Consider the following 21,521-nt stretch of genomic DNA (forward strand, 5'->3'; position numbering starts at 1 on the left):
CTATAAGAAGGAGTCACACAATGTATTTCGCGCTCATCGTGCTCATCATCGCCATCGTGATCGTGGTGAACACGGTCAAGATCGTTCCTCAACAGCATGCCTGGGTGCTGGAGCGATTCGGCCGCTATCACGCGACGCTCACGCCGGGTCTCAACATCGTGCTGCCGTTCGTCGATCGCATCGCCTACAAGCACATGCTGAAGGAGATTCCGCTCGAAGTGCCGAGCCAGGTGTGCATCACGCGCGACAACACGCAGTTGCAGGTCGACGGCGTGCTGTACTTTCAGGTGACGGACGCGATGAAGGCGTCGTACGGTTCGAGCAACTTCGTGTTCGCGATCACGCAGTTGTCGCAGACGACCTTGCGTTCGGTCATCGGCAAGCTGGAGCTCGACAAGACGTTCGAGGAGCGCGACTTCATCAACCAGAGCATCGTGAATGCGCTCGACGAAGCCGCGTCGAACTGGGGCGTGAAAGTGCTCCGCTACGAGATCAAGGACCTGACGCCGCCGAAGGAAATCCTTCACGCGATGCAGGCGCAGATCACCGCCGAGCGCGAAAAGCGCGCGCTGATCGCCGCATCCGAAGGCCGCAAGCAGGAACAGATCAATCTGGCCGCCGGCGCGCGTGAAGCCGCGATCCAGAAGTCCGAGGGCGAGCGTCAGGCGGCGATCAATCAGGCGCAGGGCGCGGCGTCGGCGATTCTCGCGGTGGCCGAGGCGAACGCGCAAGCCATTCAGAAAGTCGGCACGGCGATTCAGACGACGGGCGGCATGGAAGCGGTGAACCTGAAGATCGCGGAGCAGTATGTCGGCGCGTTCGGCAATATTGCGAAAACGGGCAACACGCTGATCGTGCCGGGCAACCTGTCCGATATGAGTTCGATGATCGCGTCGGCGTTGACCATCGTGAGAGGCGAGGGCGGCGGCGTCATCAAGAAGAGCTGACGCGCGGCAAAAGCAAACGGGGCGCTCAAGGCGCCCCGATTCGTTTAACGCGATGCCGTGCGCATCAGGCGCCCGCGCTCGCGTTCCCAGTCGCGCTTCTTTTCGGTCTCGCGCTTGTCGTGCAGCTTCTTGCCCTTCGCGAGCCCGATCTCGCACTTCACGCGGCCGTCCTTGTAATGGAAGTTGAGCGGCACGAGCGTGTGCCCACGTTGCTCGACCTTGCCGATGAGCTTGTCGATCTGGTCGCGATGCAGCAGCAGTTTGCGCGTGCGCACCGGATCCAGATTGGCGAACTTCGATGCCTCGGGCAGCGGGCTGATATGCGTGCCGATCAGAAAGAGCTCGCCGTGCTTGATCACGACATAGCCTTCCTTGATTTGCGCTCGGCCCGCGCGCAGCGCCTTGACTTCCCAGCCTTCGAGCACGAGACCGGCCTCGTAGCGCTCTTCGACGAAGTAATCGAAGAAGGCTTTTCTGTTGTCGATGATGCTCATGAATGGAAAGTGCCCAACTCGTTTAAAATCACGATTTTAGCAGCGTGCCGTCCGGCAGACGAACTCCGGCCGAGTTCTCTTGCGCGTTGCAGCCCAATTCAGCCACCGCTGCGCCCTATATGGCAGACGTCCAGAAAACCGTATTGATCCGCCATTCGGCGGAAGAAATGTTCGACCTCGTCACCGATGTCGCCGACTACCCCAATTTCCTGCCCTGGTGCGGCGGCGTCGAAATCGGCCGCCAGGATGAGAACGGCATGGAAGCGAAGATCGACATCAGCTTCAAGGGCATCAAGCAGCACTTCGCGACGCGCAACACGCAGAAGCGTCCGACCACCATCGATATGGAGTTCCTGAGCGGCCCTTTCAAGAAGTTCACCGGTTACTGGCGCTTCACGCCGCTGCGCGCGGACGCGTGCAAGATCGAATTCGCGCTGCACTACGAATTCTCCAATGTGATTCTGGAGAAACTCATCGGGCCGGTGTTCAGCCATATCGCCAACACGTTCGTCGATTCCTTCGTGAAGCGCGCGGATCAGCGCTACGGCAAGCGATGATGCTTATCGACGTCTGCTACGGTCTGCCCGATCGCGCGTTTCTGAAGCGTGTCGAGTTGCGCGAGGGCGCGACGCTGCGCGACGCAATCGATGCGAGCGGCGTGCTGCTCGTCCATCGCGATATCGATCTGTCGACGCAAAAGGTCGGCGTGTTCGGCAAGGCGAAGGCGCTCGACGCGGCGCTCGCCGACTTCGATCGCGTGGAGATTTATCGGCCGTTGAAAGTCGATCCGAAGGCCGCGCGCCAGCGTCGCGTCGACAAGGCGCGCAAGGCTGGTTCGATCGAAGGGCGCAAGTGGCACTCGAAGGATTCGCGCTGAGCCCTTTCAATGCGCGGGCGCTTCCTTCGCGCCCGCCGGCGCGGGCTCCAGCGTGTGTTGTCTGACCGACCAGAGCACGCCCACGAGCAGCAGCACGATCGCGAGCACTTCCGGCGTACGCGGCCAGCGGCCGTCGTAGACGAAAGCGTAGAGCAACGCGAAGAGCGTTTCGAAGACGATCATCTGACCTGCGAGCGTGAGCGGCAGGCGTTTCGCCGCCGCATTCCACAGCATGTTGCCGAGCCACGAACCGCCGGTCGCCAGCGCGAAACACACAATCCAGAACACGTGCCAGCGCGCGGCCGGCACGCTCGCCTGAACCGTGCCCGCGGGCAGCATCCAGACGACGGCGCCGAGCACGAGGCCCAGCAGACCCGTCACGATGCCCCAGAGCACGGACCACTCGTTACCGTCGAAGTGGCGATTTGCTTGCAGATAGCGTGCGTTGACGACCGCGTACCACGTCCACGATGCGAGCGCGCCGAGGGCGCACGCGAGACCGGTCAGGCGCGTGAGCACGCTCGCCGCATGCTCGCTACCGCCCGACGACGACACCACGTCGCTGAACACGTCCAGGTTGATGCACGCGATGCCGGCCAGCACGAGCAGCAAAGGTCCGACGAGCCGCCTGAGATCGATTGCGCCGTGGTCGCGCCGTCCGGCAAGCGTGACGGTGACGGGGAGAATCCCGACGATCAGCGACGAAGGCGCGACGCCCACCAGTTGCACCGCGCTCGCGAGCAGCATGTAGTAGAGCAGGTTGCCGACCAGCGCCAGCTTCACGAGCGCGATGAAATCGGCGCGCGTGAGTTTGGCGAAGAGCCTGCGGGCGAACGGCAGCGCGACCGCGAGCGACACGGCGCCGTACATCAGATAGCGTCCGACGCTCAGCGCGAGCGGCGAAAAATCCGGCAGGAGCCGGGGCGCGAGAAAGATGAAGCCCCAGATCGCTCCCGCTGCCATTCCGTACATCACACCGCGCTGCATTGCCCGACTCCCTGTCGTTATTTCATCTGACGGCACGAAGCGTAGCGTGGGCCGCGGGCGCCTGTCTTGTCGAAAACTGCACATGCGCGAGCGCCCGGCACGCGGGCGCGGACGGCCCGGATTTTGCGGCTGAACGGCCTAAGCTGCTGTTCGGGCAGTGAAAATGCAGGGAACTATCGGTATAATCTGCTTTTGCGCCCATAGGATTTGCCATGCGTCTGATCCAGAAAGCACTCACGTTCGATGACGTGCTCCTCGTGCCCGCGTTTTCCAGCGTTCTCCCGCGCGACACCAGCCTGAAATCACAGCTGACCCGCAATATTTCCCTGAACATGCCTCTCGTGTCCGCCGCCATGGACACGGTCACCGAAGGCCGGCTCGCCATCGCGATGGCGCAGATGGGCGGCATCGGCATCGTTCACAAGAATCTCACCGCCAAGGAACAGGCCCGCGAAGTCGCGAAAGTGAAGCGCTTCGAGTCGGGCGTCGTGCGCGATCCGATCACAATTCCGCCGCAGATGCGTGTGCGCGACGTCATTGCGCTGACGCAGCAGCATGGCATTTCGGGCTTCCCGGTGGTCGAGGGCGCGCAACTCATCGGCATCGTCACGAATCGCGACCTGCGTTTCGAAGAACGTCTCGATGAGCCGGTGCGCAACATCATGACCCCGCGCGAGCGTCTCGTGACGGTCAAGGAAGGCACCTCGCTCGCCGAAGCGAAGGCGCTGATGCACGGCCATCGCCTGGAACGCGTGCTGGTCGTCAACGATGCGTTCGAGCTGCGCGGCCTGATGACCGTGAAAGACATCACCAAGCAGACAGAGAACCCGGACGCCTGCAAGGACGAAGACGGCAAGCTGCGTGTGGGCGCGGCGGTGGGCGTCGGTCCGGACAATGAAGAGCGCGTCGACCTGCTGGCGCAGGCGGGCGTCGACGTGATCGTCGTCGATACCGCGCACGGCCACAGCCAGGGCGTGCTCGAACGCGTGCGCTGGGTCAAGCAGAATTACCCGCACGTGCAGGTCATCGGCGGCAATATCGCGACGGCGGCGGCGGCGAAGTCGCTCGTCGAATACGGCGCGGACGCGGTGAAGGTCGGTATCGGCCCGGGCTCGATCTGCACGACGCGGATCGTCGCGGGTGTCGGCGTGCCGCAGATCACGGCGATCGCCAACGTCTCCGAAGCGCTGCGCGGCACCGGCGTGCCGGTCGTCGCCGACGGCGGCGTGCGCTTCTCGGGCGACGTCTCGAAGGCGCTCGCGGCGGGCGCGAACGTCGTCATGATGGGCAGCATGCTCGCGGGCACGGAAGAATCGCCGGGCGACGTGTTCCTGTATCAGGGCCGTCAGTACAAGTCGTACCGCGGCATGGGTTCGGTCGGCGCGATGAAGGACGGCGCGGCGGACCGCTACTTCCAGGACAACTCGGCGAACATCGACAAGCTCGTGCCGGAAGGCATCGAAGGCCGTGTGGCCTACAAGGGCTCGGTCAACGCGATCCTGTTCCAGATCGTCGGCGGTGTGCGCGCGAGCATGGGCTATTGCGGTTGCCGCACGATCAACGAAATGCACGAGAAGGCGGAATTCGTGCAGATCACGGCGGCCGGCATGCGCGAGTCGCATGTGCACGACGTGCAGATCACGAAGGAAGCACCCAACTATCACGTCGACTAATCGCGCGGAGCGATCATGAAACCGTTGCTGCGGGTCGTGCTCGTCATCAATGCCCTGATTTTTCTGGCGTTCGGCCTGCTGTTTCTGCTGACGCCGTGGGCCGGCTTGTACAGCGCGCTGCAACTGGATTCGATCCGCGTGCAACCGGTGTTCGCCGGGCAACTGCTCGGCATCGCGCTCATCGGGCTGTCGTGGCTCGCGTTTCATGCTTCCGTCGATGGCGCATTGACGGCCCGGGCCGCCCGCGTCTCGGGTCACGTGCAGTGGCTCTCGGGCGTCGTGGTGCTGGTCTGGCTGCTCGGGCTGCACGCGCCGCAGGTCGATGGCTTCGGGCAGATCAGCGCGGCGGTGGTCGGCGCCGTGCTGCTCGTGCTCGGTTTGGGCAGCGTGAGGCTGTCGTCGGCGGTGCGGCGACGCGAGCGCGCGGCGCTGGCCGGCGCTGTGTCCGCCCAGCGCGCGGAGAAGAAGGCGGCGCAAAAGCGCGAGGATGTTCGCACGAGCGCCACGGTGCCTTCGGCGCGCGTCGAGCCGATCGATACCGCGGTGCGTCCCGCGGCGCGCGCACCGCAAGCGACGGCCATCGATCCGGTTTCGGGTCGTACGATAGATTCGGCGGGGCGTCCGCTCGATCCGGCTTCGCCGATCTCATCCGCCGCGGTGCGCGCGCATCCGGACGGCGCCGTCGATCCCGTTACGGGCGGCACGCTCGATCCGGTGACGGGCCGCGCGGTCGATCCGGTCACCGGCAAGCGCATCGAGCCCGTGATCAGCGGCGAGATCGATCCGGCGACGGGCCGAAGAGCCGATCCGCTCGCGCCCGACGCGAGCCACGCACCACGTTGAGGGCGCGAAGCGCATGCCGCAAGCCACGCGAGCGCAGCATCGGAAACACGCAGGACAAGCACGGTCGGCCAATGCGCCGGCCGTCGATTTATTTGAAGGCGGGCCGCGCGACGTCGCGTTCCGGCCGCACAGACATTATTCGTTCACTTAGCCTTTGGCCGCAGCCATGCACGACAAAATCCTGATTCTCGATTTCGGCTCCCAAGTCACCCAGCTGATCGCACGGCGCATCCGCGAGTCGCATGTCTACTCGGAGATCCATCCGTACGACGTCGATGAGACCTTCATCCGCGAATTCGCTCCGAAGGGCATCATCCTGTCGGGCGGTCCGAACTCCGTCACTGAGGCGAAGTCGCCGCGCGCGCCGCAAATCGTCTTCGATCTCGGCGTGCCGGTGCTCGGCATCTGTTACGGCATGCAGACGATGGCCGATCAGCTCGGCGGCAAGGTCGAACTGGGCAACGTGCGCGAATTCGGCTATGCGGAAGTACAGGCGCTGAATCACACGGGTTTTCTGGAAGGCATCGAGGACTTCAAGAGCGGTAAGGACGAGTCGATGCTCAAGGTGTGGATGAGCCACGGCGATAAAGTCGTCGACTTGCCGGCGGGCTTCAAGCTGATGGCCTCGACGCCGTCGTGCCCGATCGCCGCGATGGCGGACGACGACCGTCGCTTCTACGGCCTGCAATGGCATCCGGAAGTCACGCACACGGTGCAGGGCCGCGCGATGCTCGACCGTTTCGTGCTGGAACTGTGCGGCGCGCAGGCGGACTGGGAGATGGGCCATTACATCGACGAGGCGGTGGAGAAGATCCGCGCGCAGGTCGGCAACGAGCATGTGATTCTTGGTTTGTCGGGCGGCGTCGATTCGTCGGTGGCGGCGGCGCTTTTGCATCGCGCGATCGGCGACCAGTTGACGTGCGTGTTCGTCGATCACGGCTTGCTGCGTCAGAACGAGGCGGAACAGGTGATGTCGACGTTCGCGGATCATCTCGGCGTGAAAGTGATTCACGTCGACGCGAGTGCGGAATTCCTGCAGAAGCTCGCGGGCGTGACCGATCCGGAAGCGAAGCGCAAGATCATCGGCGCGGAGTTCGTCGAGGTGTTCCACAAGGAATCGGACAAGCTCACCGATGCGAAGTGGCTTGCGCAGGGCACGATCTATCCGGACGTGATCGAGTCGGCGGGCAAGGGCAAGAAGGGCGCGCACACCATCAAGAGCCACCACAATGTCGGCGGATTGCCGGAGACGCTGAATCTCAAGCTGCTCGAACCGTTGCGCGAACTCTTCAAGGACGAAGTGCGCGAGCTCGGCGTGAAGCTCGGTCTGCCCCACGCGATGGTGTATCGACATCCGTTCCCGGGGCCGGGTCTCGGCGTGCGGATTCTCGGCGAAGTGAAGCGCGAATTTGCGGATCTGCTGCGTCGCGCGGATGCGATTTTCATCGAGACGCTGCGTAACACCATCGATAAGGAAACGGGCAAGTCGTGGTATGACCTCACGAGCCAGGCGTTTGCGGTGTTTCTGCCGGTGAAGAGCGTCGGCGTGATGGGCGATGGCCGCACGTATGAGTATGTCGTCGCGCTGCGCGCCGTGCAGACGCTCGACTTCATGACGGCGCATTGGGCGCATCTGCCACATGAGTTGCTGGGGCATGTGAGCAACCGCATCATCAATGAGGTGCGGGGAATCAATCGGGTGGTGTATGACATCTCGGGGAAACCGCCTGCGACGATTGAGTGGGAGTGAGCGTCGTCGCATCACATTGAGCGCGAGTCGGGCGCATGGATGACCACGCACCCGGTCACACGCCGAGCGAGCCACTCACCGACTCGCTCTTCTTCGCGCTCTATCCCGACGCAGCCGCCGCCACCCGAATCACCGAACTGGCGGCTCGTCTGCGCATCGACCACAAGCTGAAGGCGACGCCGATTCCCTCCGATCGCCTTCACGTCACGCTGCATTATCTCGGCGCCTTCCCAGGCATCCCCGCCGATGTCCTCAAGCAAGCACACATCGCGGCTTCGCAAATTACATCGCCGCCCATCGAACTGACGCTCGACCGCATCGAAAGCTTCTCCGGCCGCCGCGCGAAACGCCCGCTCGTTCTCTCAGGCGACGTCACCGTGCCACTCGACGCCCTCGAACAAACCCTCGGGTTAGCGCTCGCAACCGCCGGCATCGCACTCAAGCGCCATCCCCGCTTCACGCCCCACGTAACCTTGCTCTACGACGAGCACCGCATCGCGCGCCAGCCCGTCGAGCCCATCGCATGGACCGCGCGCGAGTTCGTGCTCGTGCGCAGCCTGCTCGGCCGGTCGCAATACGAAGTCCTCGCGCGCTGGCCGCTCGTATCGTGAGCCGTCGGAACCACCCAAAATAAAGGGTTTCGCGGATTTTTCTAAGGCGTTAAGGTTCGTGTATCGGAATAAATCGATACGAAGCGCTTACATGACCCGGTCCCGTCTCCTGCACATCACGCCCGAAACGCACAACGTCCAGATCGATCTCGTCTACGCCACCGATCGCAATTTCACCGGCAAGCCGATCTACAAGGCACAGCACTGCCTGCTGCTGGAACCCGCCGAAGCCGCGTTACGCAAAGCCGTCGATATCGCGCGGAGCATCGGCATGACGCTGCGGATCTTCGACGCCTATCGTCCGCCGCAAGCGCAAAAAGTGTTGTGGGACTTCCTGCCCGATCCGACCTTCATCGCTGAACTCGGCCGTGGCTCGAACCATAGCCGCGGCACGGCAGTGGACCTGACGCTCGTCGATCGCGACGGCAACGAGCTCGACATGGGCACCGGATTCGATGCGATGGTCGTCGAATCCGAGCATTTTCACTTCGGCCTGCCGGAGCACATCCAGCGGAATCGAACGCTGTTGCTCGGCGTGATGCACGGCGCGGGCTTCACGCACATCAAAAGCGAGTGGTGGCATTACGAATTGCCAGGCTCGCGCGAACTTGCTCTGATCGACAACGAAGAAAGCGGCCCGCTGCGGCTGATGTGAACCCGAAACCAACAGGACGACATCACATGAAAAAGGCATTGGCAGCGGTCATGCTCGCCTCGGCGCTGACGGCATTCACCGGCTTGCAGAGCGTGCAGGCGGCCACGCCGAAGGACATGTTCGTCATGGCGACGCTGCTCGATGAATTCACCTCGCTCGATCCCGGCGAAATCTACGAGCTGGTGCCGGAGGAATATGTCGCGAACACGTACGACCCGCTGGTGCGCGTCGATCTGAAGGATCCGTCGAAATTCAATGGCGATGTCGCCGAGTCCTGGACCGTGAGCCAGGACGGCCTCACCTTTACATTCAAGATTCGCCCGGGCCTCAAGTTCCACTCCGGCAATCCGCTGACCGCCGACGACGTCGCCTGGTCGATCCAGCGCACCGCGCTGCTCGACAAGGGCGCGGCGGCCGTGCTCGCGGGTATCGGCCTGACCAAGGCGAACGCGCTGCAGAACGTGAAGAAAGTGGACGATACGACCGTCTCCATCACGACCGATCAACGTTACGCGCCGACGTTCGTGCTCAACGTGCTCGGCTCGTGGCCGGCGTCGGTGGTGGATCGCAAGCTCGCCGAATCGCACGCGAAGGGCAGCGACTACGGCAACGAGTGGCTCAAGACCAATGAAGCAGGTTCGGGCGCATACAAGCTCGTCAAATGGACCGCGAACGACAGCATCGTGCTGCAGCGCTTCGAGGGTTATCGCATCCCGCTCGCGATGAAGCGCATCGTGCTGCGTCACGTGACCGAGGCGGCGAGCCAGCGCCTCATGATCCAGAACGGCGACATCGACGTCGCGCGCGATCTGAGCCCCGACGATCTCGACACGCTCTCGAAGAGCGGCGTCATCAAGGCGACGGCCGTGCCGCAGGCGACGCTCATGTATCTCGGCCTCAACAACAAGAATCCGAATCTCGCGAAGCCCGAGGTCTGGGAAGCGATGAAGTGGCTGATCGACTATCAGGGCATCCAGAAGAACGTGATCCGCACGACCTACAAGGTCCACGAGACGTTTCTGCCCGAAGGCTTTCTCGGCGCGCTGAACGAGAACCCGTATCACCAGGATGTCGCGAAGGCGAAGGCGCTCCTCGCCAAGGCGGGTCTCGCAAATGGCTTCACCGTGAAGATGGACGTGCGCAACGACTATCCGTACAGCGAGATCGCGCAGGCCGTGCAGGCGAATCTCGCGCTCGCGAACATCAAGGTTCAGCTCATGCCGAGCGACAACAAGCAGACGCTCGGACGCTATCGGGCGCGGGCGCATGACATCTATATCGGCGAGTGGTCGGCGGATTACATCGATCCGCACAGCAACGCGCAGGGTTTCGTCTGGAACCCGGACAACTCGGATGCATCGAGCTACAAGATGCTCGCGTGGCGCAACGCGTGGGACATTCCGCAGCTCACCAAGGAAACCAACGCCGCGTTGGCCGAAAGCGATACGAAAAAACGCGCGCAGCTCTACGAGAAAATGCAGCGTGAAGTGCTCGCGAAATCGCCGTTCGTGATCATGTTCCAGAAGGTGTCGCAGGTCGCGGCGCGGCCCGGCGTGACCGGTCTCGAAGTCGGGCCGATCAACGATCTCGTGTCCTACCGCAACATCAAGAAGCAGTGAGCGCGGTCACGTTCATCGAGCGCGTGCGTGCGATGAGCGCGCATCGGGACGGCGTGCGCATCGGGCTCGCGCTCGCGCACTGGATCGCGATGCTCGTCATCACCTTCACGGGCCTGCTCGCGATCACATTCTTCATCGGCCGCAAGATTCCGATCGATCCTGTGCTCGCGATTCTCGGCGATCGCGCGTCCGCGAGCGCGTATGCCGCCGCGCGTCTGAGACTCGGGCTCGACAAGCCGCTCATCGATCAATTCGTCATCTACGCGCGCGACGTGCTGCACGGCAATCTCGGCGTCTCGCTGCTGACGGCCAATCCGGTGATCGACGACATCAAACGCGTCTTTCCCGCGACGCTCGAACTCGCGACGCTCTCGACGTTCATCGGCATCGCGATCGGCGTGCCGCTGGGCGTCGCGGCGGCGGTGAAGCACAATCGCATCGTCGATCACATCGCGCGCGTGATCGGGCTCGCGGGCAGTTCGGTGCCGGTGTTCTGGCTCGCGCTGATGGGCCTCCTGCTGTTCTATGCGCGGCTGCACTGGGTGTCGGGGCCGGGGCGCATCGATCCCGTCTACGATGGCATGGTCGATACGCGCACGGGCAGCCTTCTCATCGATTCGATCATGGCCGGCGAATGGGACGTTTTCAGGAACGCGTTTTCGCATATCGCGCTGCCGGCTAGCGTGCTTGCGTTTTATTCGATCGCGTATCTGTCGCGCATGACGCGCTCGTTCATGCTCGAACAACTGAGCCAGGAATACGTGACGACCGCGCGCGCCAAAGGTCTGCCCGAGCGCCGCGTGATCTGGCGGCATGCATTCGGCAATATCGCGGTGCCGCTCCTGACGGTGATCGCGCTCGCATACAGCTATCTGCTCGAAGGCTCGGTGCTGACCGAGATCGTGTTCGCGTGGCCGGGCATCGGCTCGTATCTGACGGGCGCGCTGCTCAACGCCGACATGAACGCCGTGCTCGGCAGCACGCTCGTGATCGGCGCGACGTTCATCGCGCTCAATCTCCTGACCGACGCGCTCTATCGCGTGTTCGACCCGCGCACGCGCTGACATGGAGGATTTTGCCCAGATGAAACCGGCGCGAACGAGCTTGCGCACGTGGCTTCTCACCGACACGCCCGCGTCCCCGCGCCAGGCTGCGCTCGGTCGGGCTTACCGGCGCTGGCGGCGATTCTCGTCGAATCCGCTGAGCATGCTCGGACTCGCGATTCTGCTGCTGCTCATCGTGGTCGCGGCAATCGGACCGATGCTCGTCGCGCAGGACCCGTTGCAGCAAGTGCTCGCCGAGCGTCTCACGCCGCCCGGCGCGGCGCACTGGTTCGGCACGGATCAGCTCGGCCGCGACATCCTCTCGCGGCTCGTGTACGGCTCGCGTCTCACGCTGGCGATTGCCATGCTCGTCGTCGTGTTGGTCGTACCGGTCGGCCTCGCGATCGGCACGGTGGCGGGCTACTGCGGCGGCATCGTCGATACGGCGCTGATGCGCGTGACCGATGTCGCGCTCGCGTTCCCGAAGATCGTGCTCGCGCTCGCGTTCGCCGCGGCGCTCGGGCCCGGCGTGCTCAACGCGGTCATTGCGCTATCGATCACCGCATGGCCGCCGTACGCGCGTCTCGCGCGCGCTGAATCGCTGCGGCTCGCGCGGGCCGATTACATCCACGCGGCGCGTCTGCAAGGCGCATCGCATCCGCGCATTCTGCTGCGCTATATCGTGCCGCTGTGTTCGTCGTCGGTGATCGTGCGCGCGACGCTCGACATGGCCGGCATCATTCTCGCCGTCGCGGGTCTCGGGTTTCTCGGACTGGGCGCGCAGCCGCCGAGCCCGGAATGGGGCTACATGGTGGCGTCGGGCCGCAATGTGCTGCTCGATGCCTGGTGGGTCGCGACGATCCCCGGTCTCGCGATCCTCGCGGTGAGCCTCGCCTTCAATCTGCTCGGCGACGGTCTGCGCGACGTCTTCGATCCGCGTCATGGAGGCTGACGTGTCCGATGTGCTGGCGCAGATCGACGGGCTCGAAGTGGCCTTCGCGGGCCACGACGGCGTGCTCGTGCCCGCGGTGCGCGGCGTGTCGCTGACGGTGCGGCGGGGCGAGCGGCTCGGGATCGTCGGGGAATCGGGTTCGGGCAAATCGCTGACGGGGCGCGCGCTGCTCGGGCTCCTGCCGCCCGAGGCGAAATGGTCGGCGAAGGCGCTGCGCTTCGAAGACCGGGACCTGCTCGCGATGCGCCCGCAAGAGCGCCGGCGCCTGTGCGGCACACGCATGAGCATGATCCTGCAAGACCCGAAGTACTCGCTCAATCCGGTGATGACCGTCGCACAGCAGATGCGCGAAACCTTCGTGCGGCAAGGCGTGCGAGAGAGCCGGCGTGCGCTGCGCGAACGCATCGTCGCGGCGCTGGAAGCGGTGCATATCCGCGATCCGCAGCGCGTCGCCGATGCTTATCCGCATGAACTCTCAGGCGGCATGGGCCAGCGCGTGATGATCGCGATGATGGTCTCCGCCGGTCCGCGCCTCCTGATCGCCGACGAGCCCACGAGCGCGCTCGACGTCCTCGTGTCGATGCAGGTGCTCGCCGTGCTCGACGAGATGATCGAGCGCCACGACACCGGGCTCGTGTTTATCAGCCACGATCTGCCGCTCGTGATGTCGTTTTGCGATCGCGTCGCGGTGATGTATGGCGGACGTGTCGTCGAGACGTGCGCGGCGCGCGATCTTGTTCATGCGACGCATCCGTACACGCGCGGGCTGCTCGAAGCGAACCCGCCGCTCGATAATCCGCCCGACGAATTGCCGACCTTGCGCCGCGACCCGGCGTGGCTCGATGAAGGAACGACGCGATGATCGACATCGAGCACGCGCACATCCGCTTCAAGACGAAGACCGGCCACGTCGATGCCGTGCGCGACGTTTCCTTGCGCGTGGAGGAGGGCGAAGTCTTCGGGCTTGTCGGCGAATCGGGCAGCGGCAAGTCTACTTTGCTGCGCGCGCTCGCCGGACTGACCCCGCTCGCGGGCGGCAGCATAAGCACTGGCTCGCGTCCCGTGAGGCGCGACGTGCAGATGGTGTTCCAGGACCCGTATGGCGCGCTGCATCCGCGCTTCACCGTCGATAAAACCTTGCGCGAGCCGCTCGCGATCAACGGCATCGGCGACGAAGATGCGCGCATCCTCGATGCGCTCGCCGAAGTCGGCCTCGGCCCGGCATTCCGCTTTCGCTATCCGCATCAGTTGTCGGGCGGGCAGCGCCAGCGCGTGTCGATCGCGCGGGCGCTGATCGTCGAGCCGCGCGTCCTGCTGCTCGACGAGCCGACTTCCGCGCTCGACGTCTCCGTGCAGGCCGAGATTCTGAATTTGCTGCGCCGTCTGCATCGCGAGCGCAAGCTGACGATGATTCTCGTCAGCCATAACCTCGCGGTGATCGGCTTTCTCTGTCAGCGCGTCGCGGTGATGCGCAATGGCGAGATCGTCGAGCAGCTGGGCGTGGAAGCGGTGCGCTCGCGCAACGTCGAGCACGAATACACGCGGCGGCTGCTGCTCGCGACGCAAGGCTATACGCGCGAAAGCGCGACGCGTCTGGAGCGCGGACAGGGCGGTTAGTCATCGTACAAGCACAGTTGCCTTGAGGCAGTCAATGCATGTTGCGCAAACGACGCATATGCACCGCAATAAGCCCGGTATACGGTGACGCGCCGCGAACAGGCGCCTGTTGCGCGAAAACCTCTCGGCGGCCGCTGATAGAATAGGACCTGGATTGTCGAGACGTGCCGAACAACGCGCGAGCGTGGTTTTCCGGCTGCCTTCCGACTTCGAGCTAACCAACGGAAATCGTGACAGACCGCGCCCGTTCGCGGGTGAAAGCCGGTCGTAATCCCCGATGAAATTGCTAGATGCTTTGGTCGAACAGCGGATCAACGAAGCCGCTACGCGTGGCGAGTTCAACAACTTGCCGGGCGCGGGCGCTCCGCTCCACTTCGACGACGACGTCCTCGTTCCCGAGGAAGTGCGCGTCGCCAATCGAATCCTCAAAAATGCGGGCTTCGTCCCGCCCGCCGTCGAGCAGCTTCGCGCGCTGCGTGGGCTACAGGAAGAGTTCGACAAGGTGACGGACCCCGCAGCCCGCTGCCAGTTGCAAGCCAGGATGCTCGCGCTCGACATGGCGCTCGAATCGCTGCGTGGTGGTGGATGCGTGCCGCACGAGTACCGTCGGCGCATCGCTGAGCGGCTCTCCGAGCGCGCACAGTCGCGTGTGGCGGTGGAAGCCAAGTGACCGGGATGCCGGACGCGCCCGATCCCGCGCCGAACGCTTCCATCGCAGATCCATCCAGCGAACGCGATCGCCGCTTCATGGCGCTCGCGCAACACGCCGCCGACGAAGCCCGTCGCGCGGGCGAAGTCCCCGTGGGCGCGGTGATCGTGCTCGGCGACGAGGTCATCGCCACCGGCTTCAATCATCCGATTCGCGGCCACGATCCGTCCGCGCATGCCGAAATGGCCGCGCTGCGCGCCGCCGCCCAGAAACTCCAGAACTACCGTTTGCCGGGCTGTGAACTCTATGTGACGCTCGAGCCGTGCCTGATGTGCGCGGGCGCGATCATGCACGCGCGGATCGCGCGCGTCGTCTATGGCGCGACGGACCCGAAAACGGGCGCGTGCGGCAGTGTCGTCGACATGTTCGCGAATGCGCAGCTCAATCACCACACCACGGTGACGGGCGGCGTTCTCGCCGACGAATGCGGACACGCGCTCAAGAATTTCTTCGCCGAGCGGCGTCGTCTGGCGCGGGAAGAGCGCGATGCGCGTCGGGCGCGTGAAGCCGGCTCAATAACGAATCCAACGACAATATCGTGAAATCACGCACCATCGACCTCGTCGCGCCGTCTGGCTATCCGCACGATCCGGCGGCTGTGGAGCGCGCCCTCGGGCGATTGCGCAGGGAAGGGCATCGCCTGGAAAACGTCGATGCGACGCGGCGGCGTTTCCAGCGCTTCGGCGGAACTGACGCCGAGCGCGCGGCCGACCTCAACCGCCTCGCGGACGCATCGCGGCCGTTGCCAGACATCGTACTTGCGGTGCGCGGCGGCTATGGCGCATCGCGCATCCTGCACGGACTCGACTATCTCGGCTTGCGCAGACTCGCCGATCAGCCGGTCGCGATCGTCGGTCACAGCGATTTCACGGCGATCCAGTGCGCGCTCTTCGCGCACGCTGGCGTGAAAAGCTTCGGCGGGCCCATGTTCGCGGGCGATTTCGGCGCCGAACAGACGAGTTCGTTCACGATGCAGCACTTCTGGAACGCGATTTCCCATTCGAGCTTCATCGTGACGAGCAAGACGCCGCAGCGGCAGACCGTGGATGCGACCGGCATGCTGTGGGGCGGCAATCTCGCGATTCTGGCGTCGCTCGTCGGCACGCCGTATATGCCGCCGATCGAAGGCGGGATTCTCTACATCGAAGATGTGAACGAGCATCCGTTCCGGATCGAGCGGATGATTTATCAGTTGCATCAGTCGGGCATGCTCGGCCGTCAGCAGGCGATCATGATGGGTGAATTCTCGGGCGGCCGGCTTTCGGATTACGACAACGGCTATTCGCTCGACGCGATGATCGAGCAGGTCAGATCCGTGATCGGCATTCCGGTGGTGACGGGCCTGCAATTCGGGCATGTGGAGAATCTTCTGACGCTTCCTTTCGGTGCGACTGCTCACCTCGTCGCGACCGAGCGTGGATTTACGTTGAAGCTGTCCGACTATCCGCATCTGGCTTGACGCGAAAGGAACAGGGCGCTCAAGTGAGCGCCTTATTTTTAACCTTGATAAGCAACTAACGGTCTTATTATGCACCATCCAGGGTTCAATCGCGCAACAGACCCGAGAATGAGATTGTCGACAAAAAAGTGCTGGCAATGCTGACAAAAACTTGGTGAATTCGCTCAGAGGTCCGTCTGTACTGGAGTAGAGCCGGATTCGACACCGCGGAAAAGACGTTGAGTCGCAGAATCTCGAAATGAATTGTTGACAATCTTTATGTCGATTCTAAGATGCTTAACATGCAAGCGAGCACATCATGTCCGACACCAACCGTAGCGCTGAATCGAATGCTTCACCGGCCGCGCCGAACGGGGCGAATGCCGAGTCGATCGCCGAAAATATCCGCGCCGCGATCCTCGAGCATCGCCTGGCGCCGGGCGCGAAGCTGACCGAAGCGCAGTTGTGCGAGGTGTTCGCGGTGAAGCGCGGCACGGTCCGTCAGGCGCTTGCGCAACTATCGAATGAGCGGCTCGTCGATCTGGAGCCGAATCGCGGCGCGTTTGTCGCTAGCCCGTCGCTGCAGGAAGTGCATGAAGTGTTCGAGATGCGCCGCATCATCGAGCTGGCGGTGGTGGAGCGGATTGCGCAGGGCCACGGCATGCGCCGGCTGAAGTCGATCAGCGCCACCATCGGCAAAGAGCGCCGCGCATTCGAGAGTCACGACTTCTCCTCGTGGATCCGGCTTTCCGGCGAGTTCCACACCGAGCTCGCGGCGCTGACCGGCAATACGGTGTTGTGCGAATGTCTGTCGGGGCTCGTCGCGCGCTCGACGCTGATCTCGGCGTTGTACGAATCGCTCGGAAAGAGCTCGTGCTCGTTCGAGGACCACGAAGAGATTCTCGCCGCGCTCGATGCCGGCGACGCCACGAAAGCAGCCGTCCTGATGGCGCAGCATCTGCGCGATGTCGAGCTGAAGATGCTGGAGCGGCCGGCGCGCGGCGCCGTCGATCTGAAGGAAGTATTCACGAGGCCCGCCGAGCGCGAAAGGGCGCTGGATACGTAAGCGCAATGACGAGGCAGATCGGAGAATCTGCCATCGGCTGAATATAGCAGGACTAAATAATTGGAGACCGTGCCCCGCGCCTCGCGCCGGGCACGCGGAGAGTCGCACGCGCAAAAAATCCGCAGCGTGGGCCGCATCGAACGGGACGCTCGTGTGAGCGTGAAATGAAAGTCGCCGCAGGGCGAAAACGCAAATCCGAAGAATGCCGCGCCGATCCGATATCAGCGAAGGCATCAGATCGAAGCTCGTCACATCAGCATTTGCATCTTTTCACTACGCAAGCAGCCAATGAAGGAGACGTCATGGCCCAGTTCAGTGCACCCGGCAGCTCAGCCCTGCCGCAATACGAAGAGCAGACAGCAGGACACGATCCGAATCTGCCCGCAGGTTACAGCGATCGCCTTTACAACGAGGACCTCGCGCCGCTCAAGAACCAGACCTGGGGCGCGTACAACATCTTCGCGTTCTGGATGTCGGACGTGCATAGCGTCGGCGGTTATGTGTTCGCCGGGAGTCTTTTCGCGCTCGGCCTGACGAGCTGGCAAGTGCTGGTGTCGCTGCTGATCGGCATCGGGCTGGTGAACGCGCTGTGCAACATGATCGCGAAGCCGAGCCAGGTGGCCGGCGTGCCGTATCCGGTCGCGTGCCGCGCCACCTTCGGCGTGCTCGGCGCGAACATTCCGGCCGTGATTCGCGGGCTCATCGCGGTCGCGTGGTACGGGATTCAGACGTACCTGGCTTCGAGCGCGCTCGTCATCGTCGTGCTGAAGTTCGTGCCGTCGCTGATGCCTTACGCCGATGTGCACAAGTACGGCTTCGTCGGGCTCTCGGCGCTCGGCTGGGCGGGCTTCATGCTGCTCTGGGTGCTGCAGGCCATCGTGTTCTGGCGCGGCATGGAGATGATCAAGAAGTTCATCGACTTCGCCGGTCCCGCCGTCTATGTCGTGATGTTCATGCTCGCCGGCTACATGGTGTGGCGCGCGGGCATCAAGAACATCGGCCTGAATCTGGGCGGCGTGAAGTATCACGGCATGGAAGTGATTCCCGTGATGATTACCGCGATCTCGCTCGTCGTGTCGTACTTCTCCGGCCCGATGCTCAACTTCGGCGACTTCTCGCGTTACTGCAAGAGCTTCCGCAGCGTGAAGCGCGGCAACTTCTGGGGTCTGCCGGTCAACTTCCTGGCGTTCTCGCTGGTGACCGTCATCACGACCGCGGCGACGCTGCCCGTGTTCGGCCAGCTGATCACCGATCCGGTCGAAACCGTGGGCCGCATCGATCATCCGACCGCCGTGATTCTCGGCGCGCTGACCTTCACGATCGCGACTATCGGCATCAATATCGTGGCCAACTTCGTGTCGCCGGCCTTCGATTTCTCCAACGTCGCGCCGAAGCTCATCAGCTGGCGTATGGGCGGCATGATGGCCGCGACCGCGTCGATCTTCATCACGCCGTGGAACCTGTTCAACAACCCGGCCGTGATCCACTACACGCTGGATATTCTCGGCAGCTTCATCGGACCGTTGTACGGCGTGCTGATCCTCGACTTCTATCTCGTGAAGCGCGGCAAGCTCGCAGTGGACGATCTCTACTCGGTGTCCGAGGAAGGCAAGTACTGGTACACGAAGGGCGTGAACCGCCGTGCGGTGATGGCGCTCCTGCCGGCCGCCGTGATCGCGATTCTCTGCGTGATGCTGCCATCGCTCGAAGGCGCCGCGAATTTCTCGTGGTTCATCGGTGCGGGCCTGGCTGCGGTGTTTTACTTCTTCCTCGCCGATCGCAAGCGCCCGGTGTGAAGCTTGACCTATAACGAACGATAGAACCTGAGAGAACCTTCCAAAGCAGTGTGGAGAACAGCAATGCGCATCAAACTGATCAACCCGAACACGACGCAGCGCATGACCGACTCGATGGGCCGCTGCGCCCGCGAGGTCGCCGCGCCCGGCACGGAGATCGTCGCCGTCAGCCCGGCGATGGGCCCAGCGTCCATCGAAGGCTATTACGACGAGGCGATCGCGTCGCTCGGGCTTCTGGCCGAAGTGGAAGCCGGAGAGAAACAGGGCTTCGACGGCTACGTGATCGCCTGCTTCGGCGATCCGGCCCTTTACGCCGCGCGTGAGTTGGCGCGCGGTCCGGTGATCGGCATCGCGGAAGCGGCGATGCACGCGGCGAGCGTGATCGCGCCGGGCTTTTCCGTCGTGACCACGTTGCAGCGCACGGTCGGCATGGCCTGGCATCTGGCGGAGCGCTACGGCATGACGCGCTTCTGCAAGAACGTGCGCGCAACCGACGTCCCCGTGCTCGAACTCGACGTGCCGGGCTCGCCCGCGCGTCAGACGATCATCGACGAATGCCGGCGCGCGCTCGACGAGGACGGTTCCGACGCGATCGTCCTCGGCTGCGCGGGCATGGCTGAGTTCTGCCGCGAGGTAGAAGACGCGATCGGCGCGCCGGTGGTGGAGGGGGTGACGGCCGCGGTGAAATGGGCGGAAGCGCTGATCGCGCTGAAGCTCCACACCGCGAAACGCGGCGATTATGCGCGTCCGCTCGCGAAACGCTATGACGGCGTGCTGTCGGATTTCAGCCCGCGCTGATGGCGTTTCGGACCGACACATACGGACGACGTGACCCGGAATATCTGACCTGATGTATGGGCGGGCCCGGGTCTTTTAGCTACACTGAATCGTCGACAATCCCGCTTTTTTCAACGCTTGAGTTCAACGCCTGCCATGTCACTCGATCCGAAATACCCACGCGACCTGATCGGCTACGGCCGCCACCCGGTGCAGGCGAACTGGCCGGGACGCGCGCGCGTCGCCGTGCAGTTCGTGCTCAATTACGAAGAGGGCGGCGAGAATTGCGTGCTGCACGGCGATCCGGGCTCGGAGCAGTTTCTGTCGGAAATCGTGGGCGCGGCGGCGTATCCCTCGCGGCACATGAGCATGGAGTCGATTTACGAATACGGCTCGCGTGCAGGCGTGTGGCGCATCCTGCGCGAATTCGAAAAGCGCGGCATGCCGCTGACGATTTTCGGCGTCGGCATGGCGGTCGAGCGGCACCCGGAACTGGCGAAGGCGTTCGTCGAACTGGGGCATGAAATCGCGTGTCACGGGTATCGCTGGATTCACTATCAGGACATGTCGCCGGAGCGCGAGGCGGAGCACATGCGGCTCGGCATGGAAGCGATCGAGCGCGTCACGGGCGTGCGGCCGCTCGGCTGGTACACCGGGCGCGACAGTCCCAACACGCACCGGCTGGTCGCGGAATACGGCGGCTTTCTCTACGACTCGGACAACTACGGCGACGACCTGCCGTTCTGGACCGAAGTGGAGGTGACGGGCGGCGGGAAGAAGCCGCATCTGATCGTGCCGTACACGCTCGACACGAACGACATGCGCTTCGCGACGCCCCAGGGTTTCAACACGGGCGAACACTTCTTCACGTATCTGAAAGACGCGTTCGACGTGCTCTACGAAGAAGGCGACGAAGCGCCGAAGATGCTGTCCATCGGCATGCACTGCCGCCTGCTCGGACGTCCCGGGCGTTTCCGCGGCCTGCAGAAATTCCTCGATCACATCGAGAAGCACGATCGCGTGTGGGTTACGCGGCGTGTCGACATCGCGCGTCACTGGCGCGAGCAACATCCTTTCGAGAAAACCAACAACGGGACGGCGGCATGAAGGCGATGCAATACACACTCGACCAACTCAATACCATGCCCGCCGACACGTTCGTGACGGTGCTCGCGGGCATCTTCGAACATTCGCCATGGGTGCCGGAAGCGGCGGCGCAACAGCGTCCGTTCAAGGACATCGACACGCTGCACACGGTGATGTCGCATATCGTCGAAACCGCGGGCGAAGAGAAGCAGCTCGCGCTCATCAACGCGCACCCGGAGCTCGCGGGCAAGGCGGCGGTGCGCGGCGAACTGACGGCCGAATCGACGCGCGAGCAAAGCGGCGCGGGCCTCGATCTCTGCACGCAGGAAGAGTTCGACAGGCTGCAATCGCTCAACACGCAATATCGCGAGAAATTCGGCTTTCCGTTCATTCTCGCCGTGCGCGGGTATGACCGTCACGGCATCATCGCGAACTTCGAAAAGCGCGTGAATCACGACCGCGCCGAAGAGCTGCGCACGAGTCTCGACCAGATCTACCGGATCGCGCGTTTCAGGCTGAACGACCTGATTCAGGCTGCGTAATCCGCATCAACCTTCACAACCGAACGAAAAGCAAGGAAG

General features: G+C 63.5%; 23 protein-coding genes. 21 read left to right on the forward strand and 2 right to left on the reverse strand.

From position 1 onward, the window contains the following. Window positions 1-20: 20 nt before the first annotated feature. Window positions 21-947, forward strand: coding sequence for an SPFH domain-containing protein (locus PQR08_RS16225; protein WP_187604895.1), 927 nt, complete (start codon window positions 21-23; stop codon window positions 945-947). A 44-nt stretch (window positions 948-991) separates the two neighbouring features. Here PQR08_RS16225 and smpB read toward each other — a convergent pair whose 3' ends face one another. Continuing rightward, the gene (smpB, locus tag PQR08_RS16230) at window positions 992-1,441 is read right to left on the reverse strand and encodes an SsrA-binding protein SmpB (protein ID WP_035498881.1); all 450 of its coding nucleotides are present in this window, start codon (window positions 1,439-1,441) and stop codon (window positions 992-994) included. Window positions 1,442-1,560: 119 nt separating this feature from the next. Here smpB and PQR08_RS16235 point away from each other — a divergent pair, with 119 nt between their 5' ends. Further along, window positions 1,561-1,998: a type II toxin-antitoxin system RatA family toxin gene (locus PQR08_RS16235; protein WP_035498879.1), complete on the forward strand. Its 438-nt coding sequence runs from the start codon at window positions 1,561-1,563 to the stop codon at window positions 1,996-1,998. Then, window positions 1,995-2,318 (forward strand): RnfH family protein, encoded by a 324-nt coding sequence (locus PQR08_RS16240; protein ID WP_250483509.1) that lies wholly within the window; start codon window positions 1,995-1,997, stop codon window positions 2,316-2,318. Before PQR08_RS16235 ends, PQR08_RS16240 begins: the two co-directional genes overlap by 4 nt. A gap of 6 nt (window positions 2,319-2,324) precedes the next feature. Here the strand turns inward: PQR08_RS16240 and PQR08_RS16245 are convergent, their stop codons facing one another. Then, window positions 2,325-3,305 carry a DMT family transporter gene (locus PQR08_RS16245; RefSeq protein WP_250483510.1) on the reverse strand — a complete coding sequence of 327 codons (981 nt, stop codon included), beginning with the start codon at window positions 3,303-3,305 and terminating at the stop codon, window positions 2,325-2,327. A 212-nt stretch (window positions 3,306-3,517) separates the two neighbouring features. Between PQR08_RS16245 and guaB the strand changes: the two genes are divergently transcribed. From guaB to uraD, 18 genes are all read left to right on the forward strand, one after another. Further along, window positions 3,518-4,978: an IMP dehydrogenase gene (guaB, locus tag PQR08_RS16250; protein ID WP_187604892.1), complete on the forward strand. Its 1,461-nt coding sequence runs from the start codon at window positions 3,518-3,520 to the stop codon at window positions 4,976-4,978. A gap of 15 nt (window positions 4,979-4,993) precedes the next feature. After that, on the forward strand, window positions 4,994-5,821 hold the full coding sequence (locus PQR08_RS16255; RefSeq protein WP_250483511.1) for a hypothetical protein: 828 nt from the start codon (window positions 4,994-4,996) through the stop codon (window positions 5,819-5,821). A gap of 166 nt (window positions 5,822-5,987) precedes the next feature. Then, window positions 5,988-7,571 carry a glutamine-hydrolyzing GMP synthase gene (gene guaA / locus PQR08_RS16260; RefSeq protein WP_187604890.1) on the forward strand — a complete coding sequence of 528 codons (1,584 nt, stop codon included), beginning with the start codon at window positions 5,988-5,990 and terminating at the stop codon, window positions 7,569-7,571. Window positions 7,572-7,606: 35 nt separating this feature from the next. Then, complete coding sequence (thpR, locus tag PQR08_RS16265; RefSeq protein ID WP_250483512.1) at window positions 7,607-8,182, forward strand: RNA 2',3'-cyclic phosphodiesterase; 576 nt, start codon at window positions 7,607-7,609, stop codon at window positions 8,180-8,182. A 91-nt stretch (window positions 8,183-8,273) separates the two neighbouring features. Then, the gene (gene ddpX, locus PQR08_RS16270; protein ID WP_035498870.1) at window positions 8,274-8,837 is read left to right on the forward strand and encodes a D-alanyl-D-alanine dipeptidase; all 564 of its coding nucleotides are present in this window, start codon (window positions 8,274-8,276) and stop codon (window positions 8,835-8,837) included. A gap of 50 nt (window positions 8,838-8,887) precedes the next feature. Next, window positions 8,888-10,456 carry an ABC transporter substrate-binding protein gene (locus PQR08_RS16275; RefSeq protein ID WP_250483541.1) on the forward strand — a complete coding sequence of 523 codons (1,569 nt, stop codon included), beginning with the start codon at window positions 8,888-8,890 and terminating at the stop codon, window positions 10,454-10,456. A gap of 32 nt (window positions 10,457-10,488) precedes the next feature. Continuing rightward, a complete protein-coding gene (locus PQR08_RS16280; RefSeq protein WP_250483542.1) occupies window positions 10,489-11,520 on the forward strand; it encodes an ABC transporter permease in 1,032 nt (343 codons plus the stop codon). 19 nt (window positions 11,521-11,539) lie between these two features. Continuing rightward, on the forward strand, window positions 11,540-12,451 hold the full coding sequence (nikC, locus tag PQR08_RS16285) for a nickel transporter permease (protein WP_187604887.1): 912 nt from the start codon (window positions 11,540-11,542) through the stop codon (window positions 12,449-12,451). After that, window positions 12,441-13,313 carry an ABC transporter ATP-binding protein gene (locus tag PQR08_RS16290; RefSeq protein ID WP_250483513.1) on the forward strand — a complete coding sequence of 291 codons (873 nt, stop codon included), beginning with the start codon at window positions 12,441-12,443 and terminating at the stop codon, window positions 13,311-13,313. Before nikC ends, PQR08_RS16290 begins: the two co-directional genes overlap by 11 nt. Continuing rightward, window positions 13,310-14,068 carry an ABC transporter ATP-binding protein gene (locus PQR08_RS16295; RefSeq protein WP_250483514.1) on the forward strand — a complete coding sequence of 253 codons (759 nt, stop codon included), beginning with the start codon at window positions 13,310-13,312 and terminating at the stop codon, window positions 14,066-14,068. Before PQR08_RS16290 ends, PQR08_RS16295 begins: the two co-directional genes overlap by 4 nt. Window positions 14,069-14,345: 277 nt before the next feature. Continuing rightward, on the forward strand, window positions 14,346-14,738 hold the full coding sequence (locus PQR08_RS16300; protein WP_035498862.1) for a DnaJ family domain-containing protein: 393 nt from the start codon (window positions 14,346-14,348) through the stop codon (window positions 14,736-14,738). Window positions 14,739-14,743: 5 nt separating this feature from the next. Further along, entirely contained in the window at window positions 14,744-15,319 is a 576-nt protein-coding gene (gene tadA, locus PQR08_RS16305) for a tRNA adenosine(34) deaminase TadA (RefSeq protein WP_250483543.1), read from the forward strand. Next, entirely contained in the window at window positions 15,313-16,236 is a 924-nt protein-coding gene (gene ldcA / locus PQR08_RS16310; RefSeq protein ID WP_250483544.1) for a muramoyltetrapeptide carboxypeptidase, read from the forward strand. The genes tadA and ldcA overlap by 7 nt, the downstream gene beginning before the upstream one ends. 298 nt (window positions 16,237-16,534) lie before the next feature. Beyond that, window positions 16,535-17,281, forward strand: a complete 747-nt coding sequence (locus PQR08_RS16315) for a GntR family transcriptional regulator (RefSeq protein WP_187604884.1) — start codon at window positions 16,535-16,537, stop codon at window positions 17,279-17,281. A 302-nt stretch (window positions 17,282-17,583) separates the two neighbouring features. Continuing rightward, the gene (locus PQR08_RS16320; protein ID WP_035498858.1) at window positions 17,584-19,077 is read left to right on the forward strand and encodes an NCS1 family nucleobase:cation symporter-1; all 1,494 of its coding nucleotides are present in this window, start codon (window positions 17,584-17,586) and stop codon (window positions 19,075-19,077) included. 63 nt (window positions 19,078-19,140) lie between these two features. Next, entirely contained in the window at window positions 19,141-19,875 is a 735-nt protein-coding gene (locus PQR08_RS16325; RefSeq protein WP_238210468.1) for an aspartate/glutamate racemase family protein, read from the forward strand. Between the two features lie 135 nt (window positions 19,876-20,010). After that, window positions 20,011-20,961: an allantoinase PuuE gene (gene puuE / locus PQR08_RS16330; protein ID WP_250483515.1), complete on the forward strand. Its 951-nt coding sequence runs from the start codon at window positions 20,011-20,013 to the stop codon at window positions 20,959-20,961. Continuing rightward, window positions 20,958-21,482, forward strand: coding sequence for a 2-oxo-4-hydroxy-4-carboxy-5-ureidoimidazoline decarboxylase (uraD, locus tag PQR08_RS16335; RefSeq protein ID WP_250483516.1), 525 nt, complete (start codon window positions 20,958-20,960; stop codon window positions 21,480-21,482). Before puuE ends, uraD begins: the two co-directional genes overlap by 4 nt. Window positions 21,483-21,521 lie beyond the last annotated feature (39 nt).

Origin of the sequence: Caballeronia jiangsuensis (assembly GCF_046030135.1) — a bacterium.
Classification (GTDB): Bacteria; Pseudomonadota; Gammaproteobacteria; order Burkholderiales; family Burkholderiaceae; genus Caballeronia; species Caballeronia jiangsuensis.